The organism is Streptomyces sp. NPDC033180 (assembly GCF_055577645.1).
On sequence record NZ_JBVIPU010000016.1, the window covers coordinates 6,955 to 28,872 of the forward strand.

The 21,918-nt window shown below is 71.2% G+C and carries 1 protein-coding gene; it reads left to right on the top strand.

The window, feature by feature from the left end:
* Positions 1-84 precede the first annotated feature (84 nt).
* Positions 85-21,912 carry an SDR family NAD(P)-dependent oxidoreductase gene (locus ACZ5WE_RS31920; protein WP_469157308.1) on the top strand — a complete coding sequence of 7,276 codons (21,828 nt, stop codon included), beginning with the start codon at positions 85-87 and terminating at the stop codon, positions 21,910-21,912.
* Positions 21,913-21,918 lie beyond the last annotated feature (6 nt).

Consider the following 21,918-nt stretch of genomic DNA (forward strand, 5'->3'; position numbering starts at 1 on the left):
GTGACCGCCACTCGGCGTCCACATACTCTCGCGTGAAGTCCGGTTTCTTTGAACAGCCATGTCGGCAGAGTTGTGGAGCGAGCGATGGTAGGCCAGTCCGGAGAATTCCGTTCGCAGGCTGAACTGACCGGGCCGGAGCAGGAACACCACCTGCTCGCCTTCGTCACCGGTCTGACCGAGGACGTGCTCAAGAGCGCGGACCGCGAGGTGCCGAACGGTATCGACCCCGAGAGTTCCTTCCTCGAACTCGGCTTCCACTCGCTCGCCGCCGTCGACTTCCACAGCCGGCTCGTAGCGGCCACCGGGCTCCGCGTGCCCGTCACCCTGCCCTTCGACCATCCCACCCCGCGCGCGCTCGCGCGTGAACTCCAGCGTCTCCTGTACGGCGCCGCCGCGGGCCAGGGCGACGAGGGTGAGCCGTTGGGCGCCGTCGCGGCCGACGACGAGCCGATCGCCGTCGTCGGCATGGCCGTGCGCCTCCCCGGCGGCGTCAGCACCCCCGATGAGCTGTGGCGGCTCCTCGCCGAGGGTGGCGACGCGATCTCCGACTTCCCCACCCGCCGGGGTTGGGACCTCGACGACCTGTACTCCCCGGACCCCGACGAGGCGGGCAAGAGCTACACCCGCCGGGGCGGATTCCTGCACGACGCGGGTGAGTTCGACGCCGACTTCTTCGGCATCAGCCCGCGCGAGGCTCTGGGCATGGACCCGCAGCAGCGGCTCCTGCTGGAGAGCACCTGGGAGGCCCTCGAACGCGCGGGCATCGACCCCCGGACCGCGCGCGGCAGCCAGACCGGTGTGTTCGTAGGCGTCGAGAACCAGGAGTACGGCCCGCGCCTGCAGGATGCCGCCGAGGGTTTCGAGGGCTACCTGCTGACCGGCAACGCCGCCAGCGTGGCCTCCGGACGCCTCGCCTACACCTTCGCCTTCGAAGGTCCCACCATCACCGTCGACACCGCCTGCTCCGGCTCGCTCGTCGCGCTCCACCTCGCCGTCCAGGCCCTGCGCCGCGGCGACTGCCCGCTCGCCGTGGCGGGCGGTGCGGCCGTCATGTCGAGTCCCGGCGGGTTCCTCGCCTTCAGCCGGCAGCGCGGCCTCTCGGCCGACGGACGCTGCAAGGCGTACTCCGCTGACGCCGACGGCACCGGCTGGGGCGAGGGCGTCGGCGTCGTCGTCCTGGAGCGGCTCTCGGAGGCCCGGCGCAACGGCCACAAGGTCCTCGCGGTGGTGCGCGGCACCGCCGTCAACTCCGACGGCGCGTCCAACGGCCTGACCGCCCCCAGCGGTCTCGCCCAGCAGCGCGTCATCCGCCGCGCCCTCGCGGGAACCGGCCTGGCCGCGACGGACATCGACGCCGTCGAGGGCCATGGCACGGGTACACGGCTCGGCGACCCGATCGAGGCGCAGGCGCTGCTCGCCACGTACGGCCAGGAACGCGAGGGCGGGGAGCCGCTCTGGCTCGGCTCACTGAAGTCGAACGTCGGCCACACCCAGGCCGCGGCCGGTATCGCCGGTGTCATCAAGATGGTCCTGGCGATGCGGGAGGGCGTGCTGCCGCAGACGCTGCACGCCGACGAGCCGTCCCCGCACGTGGACTGGTCGGCGGGGAACGTGGCGCTGCTGACCGAGGCACGCCCGTGGCCGCGGACAGGGCGGCCGCGCCGGGCCGGTGTCTCGTCGTTCGGTATGAGCGGCACGAACGCGCATGTGGTCCTGGAGGAGGCGCCCGCCGACGAAGCCGAGCCGGTCCTCGGGGCTCCGGTGGTCGGCGGGGTCGTGCCGTGGGTCCTTTCGGGCAAGACGGATGACGCACTGCGCGCGCAGGCCGGGCGGCTCGCGGCCTTCGTACGGGAGAACTCCGACCTGCGTCGGGCCGACGTGGGTTACTCCCTCGCCGTCGCGCGGGCCCGCTTCGAGCACCGCGCCGTCGTCGCGGGCGCGAGCCGCGAGGAGCTGCTGACCGCGCTGGAGGCCCTCGCCGCCGGTGAGGTCTCCGGATCGGTGACGGCGGGGAGTGCCGGCCGTGGCCGGGTCGCGTTCCTGTTCACGGGTCAGGGCAGCCAGCGGGCCGGAATGGGCCGCGAACTGTACGAGACGTATCCGGTGTTCGCCGCTGCCTTCGACGAAGTCTGCTCCTACCTCGACCTGCATCTTGAGCGGCCGTTGAAGGAGATCGTCTTCGGTGCGGACCAGGCGGATGCCGACGGCTCTGGTCTGATCGACCAGACGGTGTTCACGCAGGCCGCGCTGTTCGCGATCGAGGTCGCACTCTTCCGGCTGGTCGAAGCGTGGGGGCTGACCCCCGACTTCCTCATCGGCCACTCGGTCGGCGAGCTGGCCGCCGCGCACGTGGCCGGCGTCTTCGATCTCGAGGACGCGGCGATTTTGGTGACCGCGCGGGGACGGCTCATGCAGGCGCTGCCCGCCGGTGGAGCCATGGCCGCCATCCAGGCCACCGAGGCAGAAGTCCTTGCGACGATCGAAGGCCGCGAGCACGAGATCGCCATCGCCGCCATCAACGGACCCTCCTCCGTAGTGGTTTCCGGCGACGAGACGGCCGTGGCCGAGGTCCTGGAGCACTGGCGTCAGAAGGACCGCAAGGTCCGCCGGCTCCGCGTCAGCCACGCCTTCCACTCACCCCGCATGGAACCCATGCTGGACGAATTCCGCTGGCACGCCCGTGTGATGACCTACTCCGCGCCGCGTATCCCGATCGTCTCCAACGTGACCGGCGAGCAGGCCACCGCGGAAGAGCTGTGCTCACCGGAGTACTGGGTACGGCACGTGCGTCAGGCCGTACGTTTCCGGGACGGCATCACCTGCCTCGCCGAGCAGGGCGTCACCTCCTTCGTGGAACTCGGCCCCGACGGCATCCTCTCGGCGATGGGCCAGGAGTCCCTGCCCGACGCCGAGGACGTGGTCTTCGCCCCGGCGCTGCGCAGGGACCGCCCCGAGGCCGAGGCCTTCACGTCGGCCGTCGCCCACATGCACGTGAACGGCGCGGAGCTGGACTGGGACGGGGTCTTCGCGGGCCGCGGCGGGCAGCGCGTGGACCTGCCGACGTACGCCTTCCAGCGCCGCCACTACTGGCTGGAGACGCCCACCCGCTCCGGGGACGCCACGGGCTTCGGGCAGTCGGCGACGGGGCATCCGCTCCTGAGCGCGGCGGTCGCGCTGCCGGAGTCGGACGGGGTGCTTCTGACAGGGCGCCTGTCGCTGCAGTCGCACGCGTGGCTCGCGGATCACGTGGTGCTGGGCTCGCCCGTCGTACCGGGCTCGGCACTGGTCGAGCTGGCCGTCCACGCCGGTGACCAGGTCGGCTGCGGGACGGTCGAGGAACTCACGCTCCAGGCTCCGCTGGTCCTGCCCGAACAGGGCGCGGTGGTGCTGCGGCTGGCCGTGGACGCCGCCGACGACGCGGGCCGCCGCCCGATCCGGTTCTTCTCCCGCTCCGACGAGGCAGCCCCCGGCAGCCTGTGGACGCTGCACGCGACCGGCACGCTGACGAGGGCCGCCGAGCACGCGGAGTTCGACCTGTCCGCATGGCCGCCGCAGGGTGCCACCCCGGCCGGGGCCGACGGTGTCTACGCCGGCCTGGAACACAGTGGTCTCTCCTACGGGCCGGTCTTCCAGGGCCTGCGTGCGGCATGGCGACTCGGCGACGACGTCTACGCCGAAGTCACCCTCCCCGAAGGCACCACCACCGACGGCTACGCACTACACCCCGCACTCCTCGACGCCGCCCTCCACGCCCTGCCACTGAACCCCCACGAACAACCACGCACCACCGCCACCTGGCACCAGGTATCCCTCCACGCCACCGGCGCCACCACCCTGCGCATCAAACTCTCCACCACCAACGGCTCCCTCCACGCAGCCGACAACACAGGCACACCCGTCCTCACCGCACACACCATCACCTGGCGCCAAACAACCCCCGACGAACTCACCACCACCCACCACCCCCTCCACAACTCCCTCTACCACGTGCAATGGCCGGAGCTGTCTCTCCCTTCGGTGAGCCCGGCCACGTGGGCGGTGCTCGGCGGCGACGCCTCGGGCCTCCTCGCCGACGGACCCTCGTACACGAACCTGACCGAACTCGCCGCCACCGACGACACCATCCCCCAGGTCGTCATCGCGCCCCTGCCGCCCTACGAGGGCCCAGACCCGGCCACCGCAGCCCACCAAGCCACACACCACGCCCTGAACCTGATCCAGAACTGGCTGACCGAAGACCGCTTCGCCGACTCCCGACTGGTGTTCGTCACCCGTGGTGCCATCGCCACCGGCCCCCACGACACCGTCACCGACCTGGCCAACGCACCCCTCTGGGGCCTGGTCCGCACAGCCCAATCCGAAAACCCGGAACGCTTCCTCCTCCTCGACACCGACACCGAAGCACCTGACCTCGGAACCCTGTGGCCCCTCCTGGCCTCCGACGAACCCGAAGCCGCCCTCCGCGACGGCGGCGTACGCGTGCCACGCCTCGCCCGCGTGCCCGTTGTCGAGGATGACCCGGTCGCCGTTGCCGCCGTTGCCCTGGACCCCTCGGGCACCGTTCTCATCACCGGCGGCACCGGAGCTCTGGGCTCACTCGTCGCCCGCCACCTCGTCACCGAGCACGGCGTACGCAACCTGCTGCTCACCAGCCGCCGCGGCCTTGCTGCCGAAGGCGCACCCGAGTTGGCCGCCGAACTGACCCAACTCGGCGCGAACACCGTCGAGATCACCGCATGCGACGCCGCCGACCGGGACGCACTGCAGACGCTGCTCGACTCGATCGACGACACGCGCCCCCTCACCGCCGTCATCCACACGGCCGGAGTCCTCGACGACGGCATCGTCAGCGCCCTCACCCCCGAGCGTCTCGACGCGGTTCTCCGCCCCAAGATCGACGCGGCCGTCAACCTCCACGACCTGACGAAGGACCTCGACCTCTCCACCTTCGTCCTCTTCTCCTCATCCGCCGGCCTCTTCGGCGACCCAGGACAGGGCAACTACGCCGCCGCCAACACCTTCCTCGACGCCCTCGCCCACCACCGCCACTCACTCGGCCTCCCCGCAACCTCCCTCCAATGGGGCCTGTGGGAACAACGCAGCGGCATCACCGGACACCTCACCACCGCCGACATCGAGCGCATCCACCGCTCCGGCATGACCCCCCTCCCCACCACCCAAGCCCTCCAACTCCTCGACACAGCACGCACATCGGGCGCTCCTGTCTCAGCGCCCATGAGCCTGGATCTCGCCGCCTTCCGCGCGCCCTCGGCCGTTGCCCCGGCGCTGCTGCGCGGGCTCGTCGGCATGCCCGCGCGCCGTGTGGCCGCGAGCGGTGCGTCTGCGGCCGGCGGCACGTCCGCGCTGGCCCGTCGGTTGGCCGGGCTGTCGCCCGCGGAGCGGACGAGCACGTTGCTCGAACTCGTACGCGGTCACGTCGCGTCCGTGCTCGGTCACGGCGACGCGCGGGCGATCGAGCCGGGGCGGGCCTTCAAGGAAGTGGGGTTCGACTCGCTGACCGCGGTCGAGCTGCGCAACCGCCTGAACACTCTCACCGGGCTCCGCCTGCCCGCGACCCTCACGTTCGACTACCCGACCCCGTCGGCGCTGGTGGAGCACCTCCTCGCCGAGACGTTCGCCGACCAGTCCGCCACCGTCGGCTCCGTTACCCCGGCCACCGCGCCGCGCAACGACGGCGAGCCGATCGCGATCGTCGGCATGGCCTGCCGCTTCCCGGGTGACGTGGCCTCGCCGGACGACCTCTGGCGCATGGTCGTCGGGAAGGGCGAGGGCCTCTCCACGTTCCCCACCGACCGCGGCTGGGACATCGAGGGCGTGTACGACCCGGACCCGGCACACGTCGGTACGACATACGTCCGCCGGGGCGGATTCGTCTCCGCCGCCGAATTCGACGCCGAGTTCTTCGGGATCTCGCCGCGCGAGGCGCTGGCGATGGACCCGCAGCAGCGGCTGCTCCTCGAAGCCTCCTGGGAGTCGCTTGAGGCGGCTGGAATCGACCCGGCGTCCGTACGCGGCAGTCAGACCGGTGTCTTCGCCGGTGTCATGAACACCGACTACTTCCCCGGCCTTCAGTCGGTCCCCGAGGATCTGGAGGGCTACCTCAGCACCGGCACGTCCGGAAGCGTGGCGTCCGGACGCATCTCCTACGCACTCGGCCTCGAAGGCCCCGCCGTCTCCGTGGACACCGCGTGCTCGTCCTCGCTCGTCGCCCTGCACCTGGCCGTCGAGTCGTTGCGCCGGGGAGAGTGCTCGATGGCGCTCGCAGGTGGCGTCACGGTCATGTCGACCCCGGACACCTTCGTCGACTTCTCGCGCCAGCGCGGCCTCGCACCCGACGGCCGCTGCAAGGCCTTCGCCGGCGCCGCCGACGGCACGATCTGGGCCGAGGGCGTGGGCATGCTGCTCGTCGAGCGACTCTCCGACGCCGAGCGCAACGGCCACAAGGTGCTCGCGGTCGTCCGCGGTACGGCCGTGAACCAGGACGGCGCGTCGAACGGTCTCACCGCCCCCAACGGCCCCTCGCAGCAGCGCGTCATCCGCCAGGCCCTGGCGGGCGCTGGCCTGGCACCGGGCGACGTGGACGTGGTCGAGGCACACGGCACGGGTACGCGGTTGGGCGACCCGATCGAAGCCCAGGCACTACTGGCCACCTACGGCCAGGACCGCGAGGGCCGCGAGCCGCTCTGGCTCGGCTCCGTCAAGTCCAACATCGGTCACACGCAGGCTGCGGCCGGAGCCGCCGGCATCATCAAGATGGTCGCCGCGATGCGGGAAGGCGTTCTGCCGCAAACCCTGCATGTGGACGAGCCGTCGCCCGAGATCGACTGGTCGGCGGGTGCCGTCTCCCTGCTGACCGAGGCGCGGCAGTGGCCGGACACCGGACGTCCGCGCAGGGTGGGCGTCTCGTCGTTCGGCATCAGCGGCACGAACGCCCACGTGATTCTGGAACAGGCGCCGACGCCGACCACGGCGGTGGAGGCAGAGACCTCCGAGCCGGTCACCGGGGCGCCGGTGGATGGTGGGGTCGTCGTTCCATGGGTCCTGTCGGGCAAGACGGAGGGTGCGCTGCGGGCACAGGCCGAGCGGCTCGCGGCCTTCGTACGGGAGAACTCCGACCTGCGTCCGGCCGATGTGGGCTACTCGCTTGCCGTCGCCCGGGCACGCTTCGAGCACCGGGCCGTCATCACCGGGGCCGACCAGGGTGAACTCCTGGCGGGTGTTGCTGCGTTGGCGGCCGGGGACGTGTCGGGGGCGGTTACCTCGGGCGCTGTCAGCCGTGGCCGGGTCGCGTTCTTGTTCACGGGTCAGGGCAGCCAGCGGGTCGGGATGGGCCGCGAGCTGTACGAGACGTATCCGGTGTTCGCCGCTGCCTTCGATGAGGTGTGCGCGCACTTCGACGGGCACCTTGAGCAGCCGTTGAAGGATGTCGTCTTCGGTACGGGTGCCAGCGCGGATGCCGACGGCTCTGGTCTGATCGACCAGACGGTGTTCACGCAGGCCGCACTCTTCGCGATCGAGGTCGCACTCTTCCGACTCGTCGAGGCATGGGGGCTCGCCCCCGACTTCCTCGTCGGCCACTCGGTCGGCGAGCTTGCCGCCGCACACGTAGCCGGGGTCTTCGGGCTCGATGACGCGACCACGCTGGTCGCCGCACGCGGACGACTCATGCAGGCGCTGCCTGCCGGTGGGGCCATGGCCGCGATCCAGGCCACCGAAGCAGAAGTCCTTGCGACGATCGAAGGCCGCGAGCACGAGATCGCCATCGCCGCCATCAACGGACCCTCCTCCGTAGTCATTTCCGGCGACGAGGCGGCCGTGGCCGAGATCATGGAGCACTGGCGTCAGCAGGGCCGAAAGGTCCACCAACTGCGGGTCAGCCACGCCTTCCACTCACCCCGCATGGAACCCATGCTGGAAGAATTCCGCACCATCGCAGCACGCCTGACCTACGGGGCCCCGAACATCCCCGTCGTCTCCAACCTGACCGGCCAGCTCGCCGACACCGCAGACCTCTCCTCGCCCGACTACTGGGTCCGCCACGTCCGCCAGGCAGTCCGCTACGCCGACGGCATCACATACCTGGCCGAGCAAGGCGTCACGACGTTCCTGGAGCTGGGCCCCGACGGAACCCTCTCCGCCATGGCCCAGCAAACCCTCACCGACGCCTCCGAAGACACACTCTTCAGCCCCGTACTCCGCAAGAACCGCCCCGAAGCCGAAACCCTCACCTCCGCCATCGCCCACGCCCACACCCACGGCGCGGAACTCAACTGGGACGGCGTATACGAGGGCCGGGGCGCCCACCGCGTCGACCTCCCCACCTACGCCTTCCAACACCAGCACTACTGGCTCCGTGCCACCGCCCCCACCGGCAGCCTTGTCCCTGCCGGGCTGGCGTCGGTCACGCACCCGCTGCTCGGCGCTGCGGTCGCGCTGCCCGCGACGGGAACCATCCTGCTGACCGGCCGTCTCTCGCTGCAGTCCCACGACTGGCTCGCGGATCACGTGGTGATGGGCGTACCAGTGGTGCCCGCATCACTCCTGGTGGAGCTGGCGACTCGGGCCGGCGACGAAGCCGGTTGCGGTGCGTTGGCGGAATTGACCCTTCAGGCTCCGCTCGTACTGCCCGCACAGGGCGGCGTCGCCCTCCGCGTGACCGTGGACGACGCCGACGAAGACAGGCACCGGGCCGTCGCGATCTACTCGCGTGCCGAAGAGGCCTCGATCGACGAGCCATGGCAGTGCCACGCAACGGGCCGCGTCTCCGAAGTGGCCCAAGTCGCCGACTTCGACTTGTCGGTGTGGCCGCCCGAAGATGCCGCGCCCCTCGACGTGGACGCGGTCTATGAGCGCCTCGCCCAGGCTGAACTCTCCTACGGGCCGGTCTTCCAGGGCCTGCGTGCGGCATGGCGACTCGGCGACGACGTCTACGCCGAGATCACCCTCCCCGAAGGCACCACCACCGACGGCTACGCACTACACCCCGCACTCCTCGACGCCGCCCTCCACGCCCTGCCACTGAACCCCCACGAACAACCACGCACCACCGCCACCTGGCACCAGGTATCCCTCCACGCCACCGGCGCCACCACCCTGCGCATCAAACTCTCCACCACCAACGGCTCCCTCCACGCAGCCGACAACACAGGCACACCCGTCCTCACCGCACACACCATCACCTGGCGCCACACAACCCCCGACGAACTCACCACCGCCCACCACCCCTTCCACAACTCCCTCTACCGCCTCGACTGGCCCGAGCTGACGCTGGCACCCGCCGAACCGGACACGTGGGCGGTACTCGGCGGCGACGCCTCGGGCCTCCTCGCCGACGGACCCTCGTACACGAACCTGACCGAACTCGCCGCCACCGACGACACCATCCCCCAGGTCGTCATCGCGCCCCTGCCGCCCTACGAGGGCCCAGACCCGGCCACCGCAGCCCACCAAGCCACACACCACGCACTGAACCTGATCCAGAACTGGCTGACCGAAGACCGCTTCGCCGACTCCCGACTGGTGTTCGTCACCCGTGGTGCCATCGCCACCGGCCCCGACGACACCGTTACCGACCTGGCCAACGCACCCCTCTGGGGACTCATACGTTCCGCCCAGTCCGAAAACCCGGAACGCTTCCTCCTCCTCGACACCGACACCGACACCGAAGCACCTGACCTCGGAACCCTGTGGCCCCTCCTGGCCTCCGACGAACCCGAAGCCGCCCTCCGCGACGGCGGCGTACGCGTGCCACGCCTCGCCCGCGTGCCCGCGCCCGGCACCGACCAGACGGACATCCGACTGAACCCGTCCGGCACCGTTCTCATCACCGGCGGCACCGGCGCCCTCGGCTCCCTCGTCGCCCGCCACCTCGTCACCGAACACGGCGCACGCCACCTCCTGCTCACCAGCCGCCGCGGCCTTGCTGCCGAAGGCGCAACCGAGTTGGCCGCCGAACTGAACCAACTCGGCGCGGACACAGTCGAGATCGCCGCCTGCGACGCCGCCGACCGCGAAGCCGTCGCGGCCCTCCTGTCCGGTATCCCCACTGAGCGGCCCCTCGGTGCGGTGATCCACACGGCCGGCGTCCTCGACGACGGTGTCATCAGCGCCCTCACCCCCGAGCGTCTCGACACGGTCCTGCGCCCCAAGGCCGACGCCGCCCTCAACCTCCACGAACTCACCAAGGACCTCGACCTCTCCGCGTTCGTCCTCTTCTCCTCCGCCGCCGGTGTATTCGGCGACGCGGGTCAGGCCAACTACTCGGCCGCCAACACCTTCCTCGACGCCCTCGCCCACCACCGCCGCTCACTCGGCCTCCCCGCGACCTCCCTCGCCTGGGGCTTCTGGGAGCAGCGCAGCGGCATCACCGGACACCTCTCTGCCGCAGACATCGAGCGCATCAGGCGCTCCGGCATGCTGCCGATCTCCTCGGAGCTCGGCATGTCCCTCTTGGACACCGTCATCTCGTCGTCGGACGAGGCGCTGTATGTACCCATGCCGCTGGATCTCGTCGCGCTGCGCGGCCAGGGCACGGCACTTCCCGCGCTGCTGCGCGGCCTTGCCGGGTCTCCGGCCCGCCGTGTCGCCGGCGGAAAGGCGGCGCACACCGAGACGTCGTCCCTGGCTCTCCGCCTCGCCGGGCAGCCGGAAGGCGAGCAGAGCAGCGCACTTCTCGCCCTGGTGCGCACCCACGTCGCAGCCGCTCTGGGCCACGGCAGCGCGGACGCCGTCGCGCCGAAGCGCGCCTTCAAGGAGCTGGGCTTCGACTCGCTGACCGCCGTCGAACTGCGCAACCGCCTGGGCGGCGAGACCGGCCTCCGGCTCCCCGCGACCCTGGTCTTCGACTACCCGACGCCCGCCGCACTCGTCGACTTCCTGCGCACCGAACTCCTCGGTGCCGCGGGGATCGACGTGACCGACGTGACCTCACCGACGGTCCCGGTCGGCTCGGCGGGGTCGGACGACGACCCCATCGTGATCGTGGGCATGAGCTGCCGCTTCCCCGGTGGGGTGTCCTCACCGGAGGAGCTGTGGCAGCTCCTGATCGACGGGCGTGAAGGGCTCTCGCCGTTCCCCACGGACCGCGGCTGGGACGTCGAGAGCCTGTATGACCCGGACCCGGCGAAGACGGGCACGACCTACGTCCAGGTCGGTGGGTTCCTGGAGCGGGCGGGCGACTTCGATCCCGCGTTCTTCGGGATCTCGCCGCGCGAGGCGCTCGCCACGGACCCCCAGCAGCGCCTGATGCTGGAGGCGGCCTGGGAGGCCTTCGAGCGTGCGGGCATCGACCCCGATTCGGTACGCGGCAGCCAGACCGGCGTCTTCGCCGGCGTGATGGCCACCGACTACTTCCCCGGTCTCCAGTCGGTCCCCGAGGATCTGGAGGGCTACCTCAGCACCGGCACGTCCGGAAGCGTGGCCTCCGGACGCATCTCGTACGCACTCGGCCTCGAAGGCCCCGCCGTCTCCGTGGACACCGCGTGCTCGTCCTCGCTCGTCGCCCTGCACCTGGCCGTGCAGTCGCTCCGCCAGGGTGACTGCTCGCTGGCCCTGGTCAGCGGTGTCACCGTGATGGCGGGACCGGACACGTTCGTCGACTTCTCGCGGCAGCGCGGCCTCGCCCCCGACGGCCGCTGCAAGGCCTTCGCCGGCGCCGCCGACGGCACCGCGTGGGCCGAGGGCGTGGGCATGCTGCTCGTCGAGAAGCTGTCGGACGCACGGCGCAAGGGCCACCAAGTGCTGGCAGTGGTCCGCGGTTCCGCCATCAACCAGGACGGCGCCTCCAACGGCCTCACCGCTCCGAACGGTCCCTCCCAGCAGCGCGTCATCCGCCAGGCCCTGGCGGGCGCGGGCCTGGCACCGGGCGACGTGGACGTGGTCGAGGCACACGGCACAGGTACGCGACTGGGCGACCCGATCGAAGCCCAGGCACTACTGGCCACCTACGGCCAGGACCGCGAGGGCAGCGAGGGCCGCGAGGGCGGGGAGCCCCTCTGGCTCGGCTCCATCAAGTCCAACATCGGCCACACCCAGGCAGCCGCCGGCGTCGCCGGTGTCATCAAGATGGTCATGGCCATACGGGAGGGTGTCCTCCCGCGAACCCTTCACGTGGATCAGCCGTCGCCCGAGGTCGACTGGTCGGCAGGGGCGGTGTCCCTCCTGACCGAGGCGCGGCAGTGGCCGGAGACCGGGCACCCGCGCCGGGCAGGCATCTCGTCGTTCGGCCTGAGCGGCACGAACGCGCACACGATCATCGAGCAGGCGCCGACCGTAGACACCGAGCCGGTCACCGGGGCTCCGGTGGATGGTGGGGTCGTCGTTCCGTGGGTGCTCTCCGGCAAGACCGAGGACGCGCTGCGGGCACAGGCCGAGCGGCTCGCGGCCTTCGTACGGGAGAACTCCGACCTGCGTCCGGCCGATGTGGGCTACTCCCTCGCCGTCGCCCGAGCACGCTTCGAGCACCGAGCCGTCATCACCGGGGCCGACCAGGGTGAACTCCTGGCGGGTGTCGCTGCGTTGGCGACCGGAGACGTGTCAGGGGCGGTGACCTCAGGCAGCGTGAACAGCGGCCGGGTTGCGTTCCTGTTCACTGGTCAGGGCAGCCAGCGGGTTGGGATGGGTCGCGAGCTGTACGAGACGTATCCGGTGTTCGCCGCTGCCTTCGATGAGGTGTGTGCACGCTTCGATGGGCATCTTGAGCGTCCGTTGAAGGACGTCGTCTTCGGTACGGGCGCCAGCGCGGATGCCGACGGCTCTGGTCTGATCGACCAGACGGTGTTCACACAGGCCGCACTCTTCGCGATCGAGGTCGCACTCTTCCGACTCGTCGAGGCATGGGGGCTCGCCCCCGACTTCCTCGTCGGCCACTCGGTCGGCGAGCTTGCCGCCGCACACGTAGCCGGGGTCTTCGGGCTCGATGACGCGACCACGCTGGTCGCCGCACGCGGACGACTCATGCAGGCACTGCCTGCCGGTGGGGCCATGGCCGCCATCCAAGCCACCGAAGCCGAAATCCTTGCGACGATCGAAGGCCGCGACCACGAGATCGCCATCGCCGCCATCAACGGACCCTCCTCCGTAGTCATTTCCGGCGACGAGACGGCCGTGGTCGAAGTCCTGGAGCACTGGCGCCAGCAGGGCCGCAAGGTCCACCAACTCCGCGTCAGCCACGCCTTCCACTCACCCCGCATGGAACCCATGCTCGACGAATTCCGCACCATCGCAGCCGGAATCGACTACGGGACCCCGAGCATCTCGATCGTCTCCAACCTCACCGGCCAGCTCGCCGACACCCAAGACCTCTCCTCGCCCGACTACTGGGTCCGCCACGTCCGCAACGCAGTCCGCTACGCCGACGGCATCACCCACCTCGCCGAACAAGGCGTCACCACCTTCATCGAACTCGGCCCCGACGGAACCCTCTCCGCCATGGCCCAACAAACCCTCACCGAAGCCCCCGAAGACACACTCTTCACCCCCGTACTCCGCAAAAACCGCCCCGAAGCCGAAACCCTCACCTCCGCCATCGCCCACGCGCACGTCCACGGCGCCGAACTCAACTGGGACGGCGTATACGCAGGCCACGACGCACACCGCGTCGACCTCCCCACCTACGCCTTCCAACACCAGCACTACTGGCTGCAAGTGGCGGCCTCGTCCGGCGATGCCACCAGCCTCGGGCTCGGTACCACCGAGCACCCGCTGCTCGGCGCCACCATTGCTCTCCCCGACTCGGACACGACCATCCTCACCGGCCGACTCTCCCTGCAGTCTCACCCGTGGCTGGCCGACCACGCCGTCATGGGCACGGCAGTGGTGCCGGGCACGGCGCTGGTCGAGCTCGCGATCCACGCCGGTGACCAGGTCGGGCACGGCACGATCGACACCCTGACGCTCCAGGCTCCGCTGGTCCTTCCCCAGCGCGGCGGCGTCGCGCTGCGTGTGACCGTGCAGGAGGCCGACGAGAACGGGTTCTGCCCGGTGCGGATCTTCTCCCGGCCCGAGGAGGCGGAGCCGGACGAGGCATGGGTACTCAATGCGGACGGCCTGCTGTCCGCCATGGCCGAGGGAGAGTCTCTCGATCTGTCGGTGTGGCCGCCGCAGGGTGCCGCTCCGATCGACGTCGACAGGGTCCACGAACACCTCGCACATGCCGAGCTGGCCTACGGCCCCGCCTTCCAAGGCCTGCGCGCCGCCTGGCGACTCGGCGAGGACGTATACGCCGAAGTCGCACTCCCCGAGGGCACCACCACCAACGGTTACGGACTGCACCCCGCACTCCTCGACGCCGCCCTCCACGCCCTGCCACTGAACCCCCACAAGCAGCCACGCACCACCGCCACCTGGAACAACGTCACCCTCCACGCCACCGGCGCCACCACCCTGCGCGTCAAGCTCACCCCCACCAACAGCTCCATCACCGCCACCGACGACACAGGCGCCCCCGTACTCACCGCACGAACCATCACCTGGCGCCGCCCCACCACCGACGAACTCACCACCACCCACCACCCCTTCCACAACTCCCTCTTCCACGTGCAATGGCCGGAGACGGCAATTCCTGCGACGGGCGCGAGTACCACGTCGGCCGTGGTCGGGGGCGACTCCCTCGGTCTGACCGGCGCGACCCTGTGCGCCGACCTGGCCGAGCTGGCTCAGGCGGACGTCGTACCTGCCGTGGTGTTCGTCCCCCTCACCGCCACGGCGACGGCCATGGACGCAGGCACGGACACCGACCCGGACCCCGACGCCGGCGCCGAGACCGACGGCCACTTCGAGACGGACATCGCGGCTGCCGTCCGCTCGGCCGCGCATCGCGTCCTGGAGCTCGTCCAGAGCTGGCTGGCGGAGAACCGCTTCGCCGGGTCCCGCCTGGTCTTCGTGACCCGAGGCGCGGTTGCGACGGGTGCGGATGGCGGGGTCGAGGACCTCGTGAACGCCCCCGTCTGGGGCCTCGTACGGTCGGCGCAGGCGGAGAACCCGGGGAGGTTCGGCCTCCTCGACCTGGACACGCACGCCCCCGCCCCCGACCCTGCCCCCGCCCGTACCGGCGCCGCCGGTGCGATGCCGACGGCCCACGGGGCCGCACTCCTTGCGGCTGTCGCCGCCACGACCGAGGAGCAGGTGGCGCTGCGTCAGGGCAGGGCTCTCGTACCGCGCCTGGCCCGCTTCTCCACCGGGGGAGCAGAGCCGGGCACCGGCATCGACGACCGGGGCACGGCCCTGATCACCGGTGGTACCGGGTCGCTCGGCGCGCTGTTCGCCCGCCACCTCGTCACCGAGCACGGCATACGTCACCTGGTGCTCACCAGCCGCCGAGGCCGTGCGGCCGAAGGCGCCGACGAACTGGCCCGCGAACTCGGCGCCCTCGGCGCCACCACCGTCACCATCGCAGCCTGCGACGCCTCGGACCGCGAGGCTCTGGCGGCCCTCATCGCCGGCATCCCCGCCGAGCAGCCCCTCACGGCCGTCATCCACACCGCCGGTGTCCTCGACGACGGGGTCATCGACTCCCTCACCCCGGAGCGACTCGACGCGGTCCTGCGCCCCAAGGCGGACGCCGCCTTCCATCTGCACGAGCTGACGAAGGACCTGGACCTGTCCGCCTTCGTCCTCTTCTCCTCCGCGGCCGGCGTGTTCGGCGAGGCCGGGCAGGGCAACTACTCGGCCGCCAACACCTTCCTGGATGCCCTGGCCTCACACCGCCGCGCCCAGGGACTGCCCGCCACCTCCCTGGCCTGGGGGTTCTGGGAGCAGCGCAGCGGGATCACCGGGCACCTCTCCGCCGCCGACATCGAGCGCATGAGGCGTGCGGGAACCGTGCCGCTCGCCACGGATGCGGGGCTCGCGATGTTCGACGCCGCGGTCCGCGGCACGGAGCCGGCGCTGGTCCCGATCCCGCTGGACCTCGCCGCACTACGGACGCAGGGCAGCACCGTCCCGGCGCTTCTCCACCAGCTCGTCGGCGCTCCCGCGCGGCGCACGGTCCGGACCGGGGCCGTGGCCGCCGGATCGGGTCTGGCGCAGCGCCTGTCCGGTCTGTCCCGCGCCGAGCAGGACAACGCGCTGCTGGACCTCGTACGCACCCACGTGGCCGCCGTTCTCGGTCACGGCGGCGCGAGCGCGGTCGAACCCGGCCGGGCCTTCAAGGAGCTGGGCTTCGACTCCCTCACCGCCGTCGAACTGCGCAACCGCCTGGGCGGCGAGACCGGCCTCCGGCTCCCCGCGACCCTGGTCTTCGACTACCCGACGCCCGCCGCACTCGTCGAGTACATAGGCAGTGAGGTTCTCGGACAGGGGGACGGGGCGGCACTCGCCGTCGCCGTGCCGACCGACACCGTCGCGGCGACGGACGACGACCCGATCGCGATCGTGGGCGTCGCCTGCCGCTATCCCGGTGGGGCCACGTCGTCCGAGGCGCTGTGGCGGCTGCTGCTCGCGGGCGAGGAGGGCCTGACGGACTTCCCGGCCGACCGCGGCTGGGACCTCGACGCCCTCTTCGACTCCGACCCCGACCGCGTCGGCACCACGTACGCCCGCGTCGGCGGCTTCCTGGAGAGCGCCGGTGACTTCGATCCCGCGTTCTTCGGGATCTCGCCGCGCGAGGCGCTGGCGATGGACCCGCAGCAGCGGCTGCTCCTCGAAGCCTCCTGGGAGGCGCTCGAGCGGGCCGGGATCGACCCGGCGGCCATACGCGGCAGCCAGACCGGTGTCTTCGCCGGTGTCATGAGCTCCGACTACTACTCGGGCCGCGACTCCGCCCCGGAAGGCGTCGAGGGCTACCTCGGCACCGGCAACTCGGGCAGCGTCGCCTCGGGTCGTGTCTCGTACGTGCTCGGCCTCGAAGGCCCCGCCGTCTCCGTGGACACGGCGTGCTCGTCCTCGCTCGTCGCCCTGCACCTGGCCGTGCAGTCGCTGCGCCAGCGTGAGTGCTCGCTTGCACTGGTCGGCGGCGTCACCGTCATGGCCAGCCCGGACACGTTCGTCGACTTCTCGCGGCAGCGCGGGCTCGCACCCGACGGCCGCTGCAAGGCCTTCGCGGCGGCCGCGGACGGCACCGGCTGGGCGGAAGGCGTGGGCATGCTGCTGGTCGAGCGGCTGTCGGAGGCACGCAGCAACGGCCACACCGTTCTCGCGCTGGTGCGCGGCACAGCCGTCAACCAGGACGGCGCGTCGAACGGTCTGACCGCCCCGAACGGCCCGTCCCAGCAGCGCGTCATCCGCCAGGCACTCGCCAACGCGAGGCTGACGCCGACGGACGTGGACGCCGTGGAGGCGCACGGCACCGGTACGCGGTTGGGCGACCCGATCGAGGCGCAGGCACTGCTGGCCACGTACGGCCAGGGCCGCGAGGGCGGGGAACCGCTCTGGCTCGGCTCGATCAAGTCCAACATCGGCCACAGCCAGGCTGCTTCGGGCGTGGCGGGCATCATCAAGATGGTCATGGCGATGCGGGAGGGGCTGCTGCCCAAGACCCTGCACGTCGACGAGCCGTCGGCGGAGGTGGACTGGTCGGCGGGCGATGTCCGGCTACTGACCGAGGCACGGGACTGGCCGGAGGCCGACCACCCGCGCCGGGCAGGCGTCTCGTCCTTCGGCATCGGCGGTACGAACGCCCACGTCATCCTGGAGCAGGCACCGACCGTCGACGCCGAGCCGGTGACAGAGGCTCCGGCGGACGGTGGGGTCGTGCCGTGGGTGCTCTCCGGCAAGACCGAGGGTGCGCTGCGGGCACAGGCCGAGCGGCTCGCGGCCTTCCTGCGGGAGAACTCCGACCTGCGTCCGGCCGATGTGGGCTACTCCCTCGCCGTCGCCCGGGCACGCTTCGAACACCGGGCCGTCATCACCGGGGCCGATCGGAACGAACTCCTGGCGGGTGTCGCTGCGTTGGCGGCCGGGGACGTGTCAGGGGCGGTGACCTCGGGCAGCGTCAGCCGTGGCCGGGTCGCGTTCCTGTTCACGGGGCAGGGCAGCCAGCGGGTCGGGATGGGCCGCGAGCTGTACGAGGCCTATCCGGTGTTCGCCGCTGCCTTCGATGAGGTGTGTGCACGCTTCGACGGACACCTTGAGCAGCCGCTGAAGGATGTCGTCTTCGGTACGGGCGCCAGCGCGGATGCCGGGCTCATCGACCAGACGGTGTTCACGCAGGCGGCGCTGTTCGCGATCGAGGTCGCGCTCTTCCGGCTGGTCGAGGCGTGGGGGCTGACCCCTGACTTCCTCGTCGGTCACTCGGTGGGCGAGCTTGCCGCCGCGCACGTGGCCGGGGTTTTCGGGCTTGATGACGCGACCAGGCTGGTCGCCGCGCGGGGACGGCTGATGCAGGCACTGCCTGCCGGTGGGGCCATGGCCGCGATCCAGGCCACCGAGGCAGAAGTCCTTGCGACGATCGAAGGCCGCGAGCACGAGATCGCCATTGCCGCCATCAACGGACCCTCCTCCGTAGTCATTTCCGGCGACGAGACGGCCGTGGTCGAGATCATGGAGCACTGGCGTCAGCAGGGCCGCAAGGTCCACCAGCTGCGGGTCAGCCACGCCTTCCACTCCCCCCGCATGGAACCCATGCTGGACGAATTCCACACCATCGCAGCCGGGATCGACTACGGCATCCCGAGCATCTCGATCGTCTCCAACCTCACCGGTCAGCTCGCCGACACTGCAGACCTCTGCACCGCCGACTACTGGGTCCGCCACGTCCGCCAGGCAGTCCGTTACGCCGACGGCATCACATACCTGGCCGACCAAGGCGTCACGACGTTCGTCGAGTTGGGCCCCGACGGAACCCTCTCCGCCATGGCCCAACAAACCCTCACCGAAGCCCCCGAAGACACACTCTTCACCCCCGTACTCCGCAAAAACCGCCCCGAAACGGAAACCCTCACCCAGGCCATCGCCCACGCCCACACCCACGGCGCCGAACTCGACTGGAACGGCGTATACGAGGGCCACGCCCCCCACCGCATCGACCTCCCCACCTACGCCTTCCAACACGACCGCTACTGGCTCGAAGCGCTCTCTCCCCTCGGTGATGCCACAGGGCTCGGCCAGGCGCCCGCCGGGCACCCGTTGCTCGGTGCCACCATCGCCCTTCCGGAGTCGGACACGACCGTCCTCACCGGCCGGCTTTCACTCCAGTCGCACCCCTGGCTGGCCGACCACGTGGTCCTCGGGTCGGTGTTGGTGCCCGGGTCCGTCCTCGTCGAGCTGGCGATCCACGCCGGCGACGAAGCCGGCTGCGGCAGCCTGGCGGAGCTGACGGTTCAGACCCCGCTCGTGCTCCCCCAGCGCGGCGGCAGCGCTGTCCGCGTGACCGTGGAGGCCGCCGACGAAAGCGGTCGCCGACGTGTGGTGATCTACTCGCGGCCGGACGACGCCGACGCGCGGGCTCCGTGGACCCGGCACGCCGACGGAGTGCTCGCGAACGGCACCGCCGACAGCGACTTCGACCTCTCGGTGTGGCCGCCCAAGGGCTCCACGGAGGTCGGACTCGACGGTCTGTACGACGACTTGACGCATATCGGCGCCGACTACGGACCGGTTTTCCGGGGCCTGCGCAATGCCTGGCGGCTCGGTAACGACACGTACGCCGAGATCGCGCTTCCCGAGGGAACCGCGACCGACGGCTTCGGGATCCACCCCGCGCTCCTCGACGCCGCGCTGCACACGCTGCACCTCGACACGCTCGACGCGACCAACGCGACTGAGGCGACTGACGACGGCCGGGTCTCCCTGCCGACCACGTGGAGCGGCGTCTCGCTCCACGCGACGGGCGCTTCCCTGCTGCGCGTACGCATCACCGAGCACCTTGCCGTGCAGATCGCGGATCGCACCGGATCACCCGTGGCGACGATCGCCGCGCTGGAGCGGCAGCCGGTGACGGGCGAGGCGATCTCCGCGGGCCGCGCCGGGTTCCATGAGGCGCTGTTCCACTCCGAGTGGGCACCACTGGCGCTCGGCACCTCCGGCGCCTTCGCGCCGGACGCCGCCGCCGGGTGGGCTGTGCTCGGGGGTGACTCCCTGGGGTTGCCCTTCGACGGTGCGGCCTGGTACGCGGATCTGAGCGAGCTGGCCCGGGAGCGGTCCGTACCGCGCGTGGTGTTCGCGCCCCTGAGTTCCACGCCCGAAACGAGCGGCGGGGCGGAACTGGGTGGCGCGCAGGACCTCGCGCAGGGCCTCGCGCAGGCGGCGCACTCGGCGCTGTACCGGACGCTCGGCCTGGCCCAGGAGTGGCTGGCCGACGAGCGGTTCGCCGACTCGCGTCTCGTGGTCGTGACCCAGGGAGCGGCTGCCACCGACCCCGACGAGGACGTGCCGGACCTGGAGAACGCCGCCGTATGGGGGCTGATCCGCTCGGCGCAGACCGAGAACCCGGACCGGATCGTGCTCCTGGACGTGCGGAGTGACGAACTCACCGCCGAGCTGCTCGCCGATGCCCTCGCCTCCGGTGAGCCCGAACTGGCCGTACGGGGAGGCCAGGTGTCCGCGCGGCGCCTCGCCCGCGTTCCCGTCGCCGGGGTGCCCACGGCAGCCCCTGTCGGACTGGACCGGGACGGCACCGCGCTGATCACCGGCGGTACCGGCACGCTCGGAGCGCTGGTGGCGCGTCACCTGGTGACCGAACACGGCGTGCGTCATCTCCTGCTGACCAGCCGCCGCGGCCTCGACGCCGAGGGCGCACCGGAGTTGGCGGCCGAGCTCACGGGACTCGGCGCGCAGGTGGAGATCGCCTCCTGTGACGTGACGGACTTCTCGGCGCTGACCACCCTGGTGAAGTCCGTGCCGGCCGAACATCCGCTCACCGCGGTCGTGCACACCGCCGGAGTGATCGACGACGCCACGGTCGGTTCGCTCACGCCTGAGCGGCTCGGCCGGGTACTGCGACCGAAGATCGACGCCGTACTCAACCTCCACGAGCTGACGAGGGACCTGGACCTGTCGGCCTTCGTCCTCTTCTCCTCCGCCGCCAGTCTCTTCGGCGAGGCGGGCCAGGCCAACTACGTGGCGGGCAACTCCTTCCTCGACGCCCTGGCGCAGCACCGGCGGTCCTGCGGCCTCGCCGCCACCTCCCTCCAGTGGGGCTTCTGGGGTGCGCGCAGTGGCATCACCGGGCACCTCACGGCAGCCGACGTGCAGCGCATGGAGCGCGGCGGCATGCTGCCGATCTCCTCGGAGCTCGGCATGTCGCTGTTCGACGTGGCCCGCGAGTCCGGTCGGCCCGTGGTCGCCCCGGTCCGCCTGGATCTCATCAAGTTGCTCGCGCATGAGGGCGGTTCGGACGAGGCGTTGCTGCGCGGGCTGCGGCGTGGGCCCGGCCGGCGCACGGCGGCGGGCGGCGGCCCCTCCGGTGGCGGGGCGGCGTTCGCCGACCGGCTCGCCGGCCTCAGCGGTGAGGAACAGGACGCGTTGTTGCTCGAGGCCGTGCGCACCCATGTCGCGGCGGTCCTCGGACACAGCGGCAGCGGGGGCGCCGGTGGGGGTGGAGGCCTCGAACCGGGCCGCGCCTTCAAGGAGTTGGGCTTCGACTCGCTGACGGCGGTCGAACTGCGCAACCGTCTCAACGGGGAGACCGGCCTGCGGCTGCCCGCCACTCTCGTCTTCGACTATCCGACGCCGCTCGCAATCACCGGATACCTGCGGGCCCAGCTGGTCCCGGACGGCGAGGGCACCGACACCGGCGCCGACCCCGAGGAGGCGCGTATCCGCGCCGCCCTCGCGGCGGTCCCGCTGGCTCGCTTCCGCGAGGCCGGTGTGCTGGATCTCCTGATGGACCTGGCCGGTTCGGGTGGCGCGGACCCCGCGCCCGAGGAAGACGGCCGAGCCGACGCGATCGACGATATCGACGCGATGGACACCGAACACCTGATCCGTATGGCGCTCGGAAACGCCGACTCGTGACGTCTG

Coding starts and splice junctions, on each gene's coding strand:
- ACZ5WE_RS31920 (WP_469157308.1), top strand. CDS start 85: ATGGTAGGCCAGTCCGGAGAATTCCGTTCGCAGGCTGAACTGACCGGG.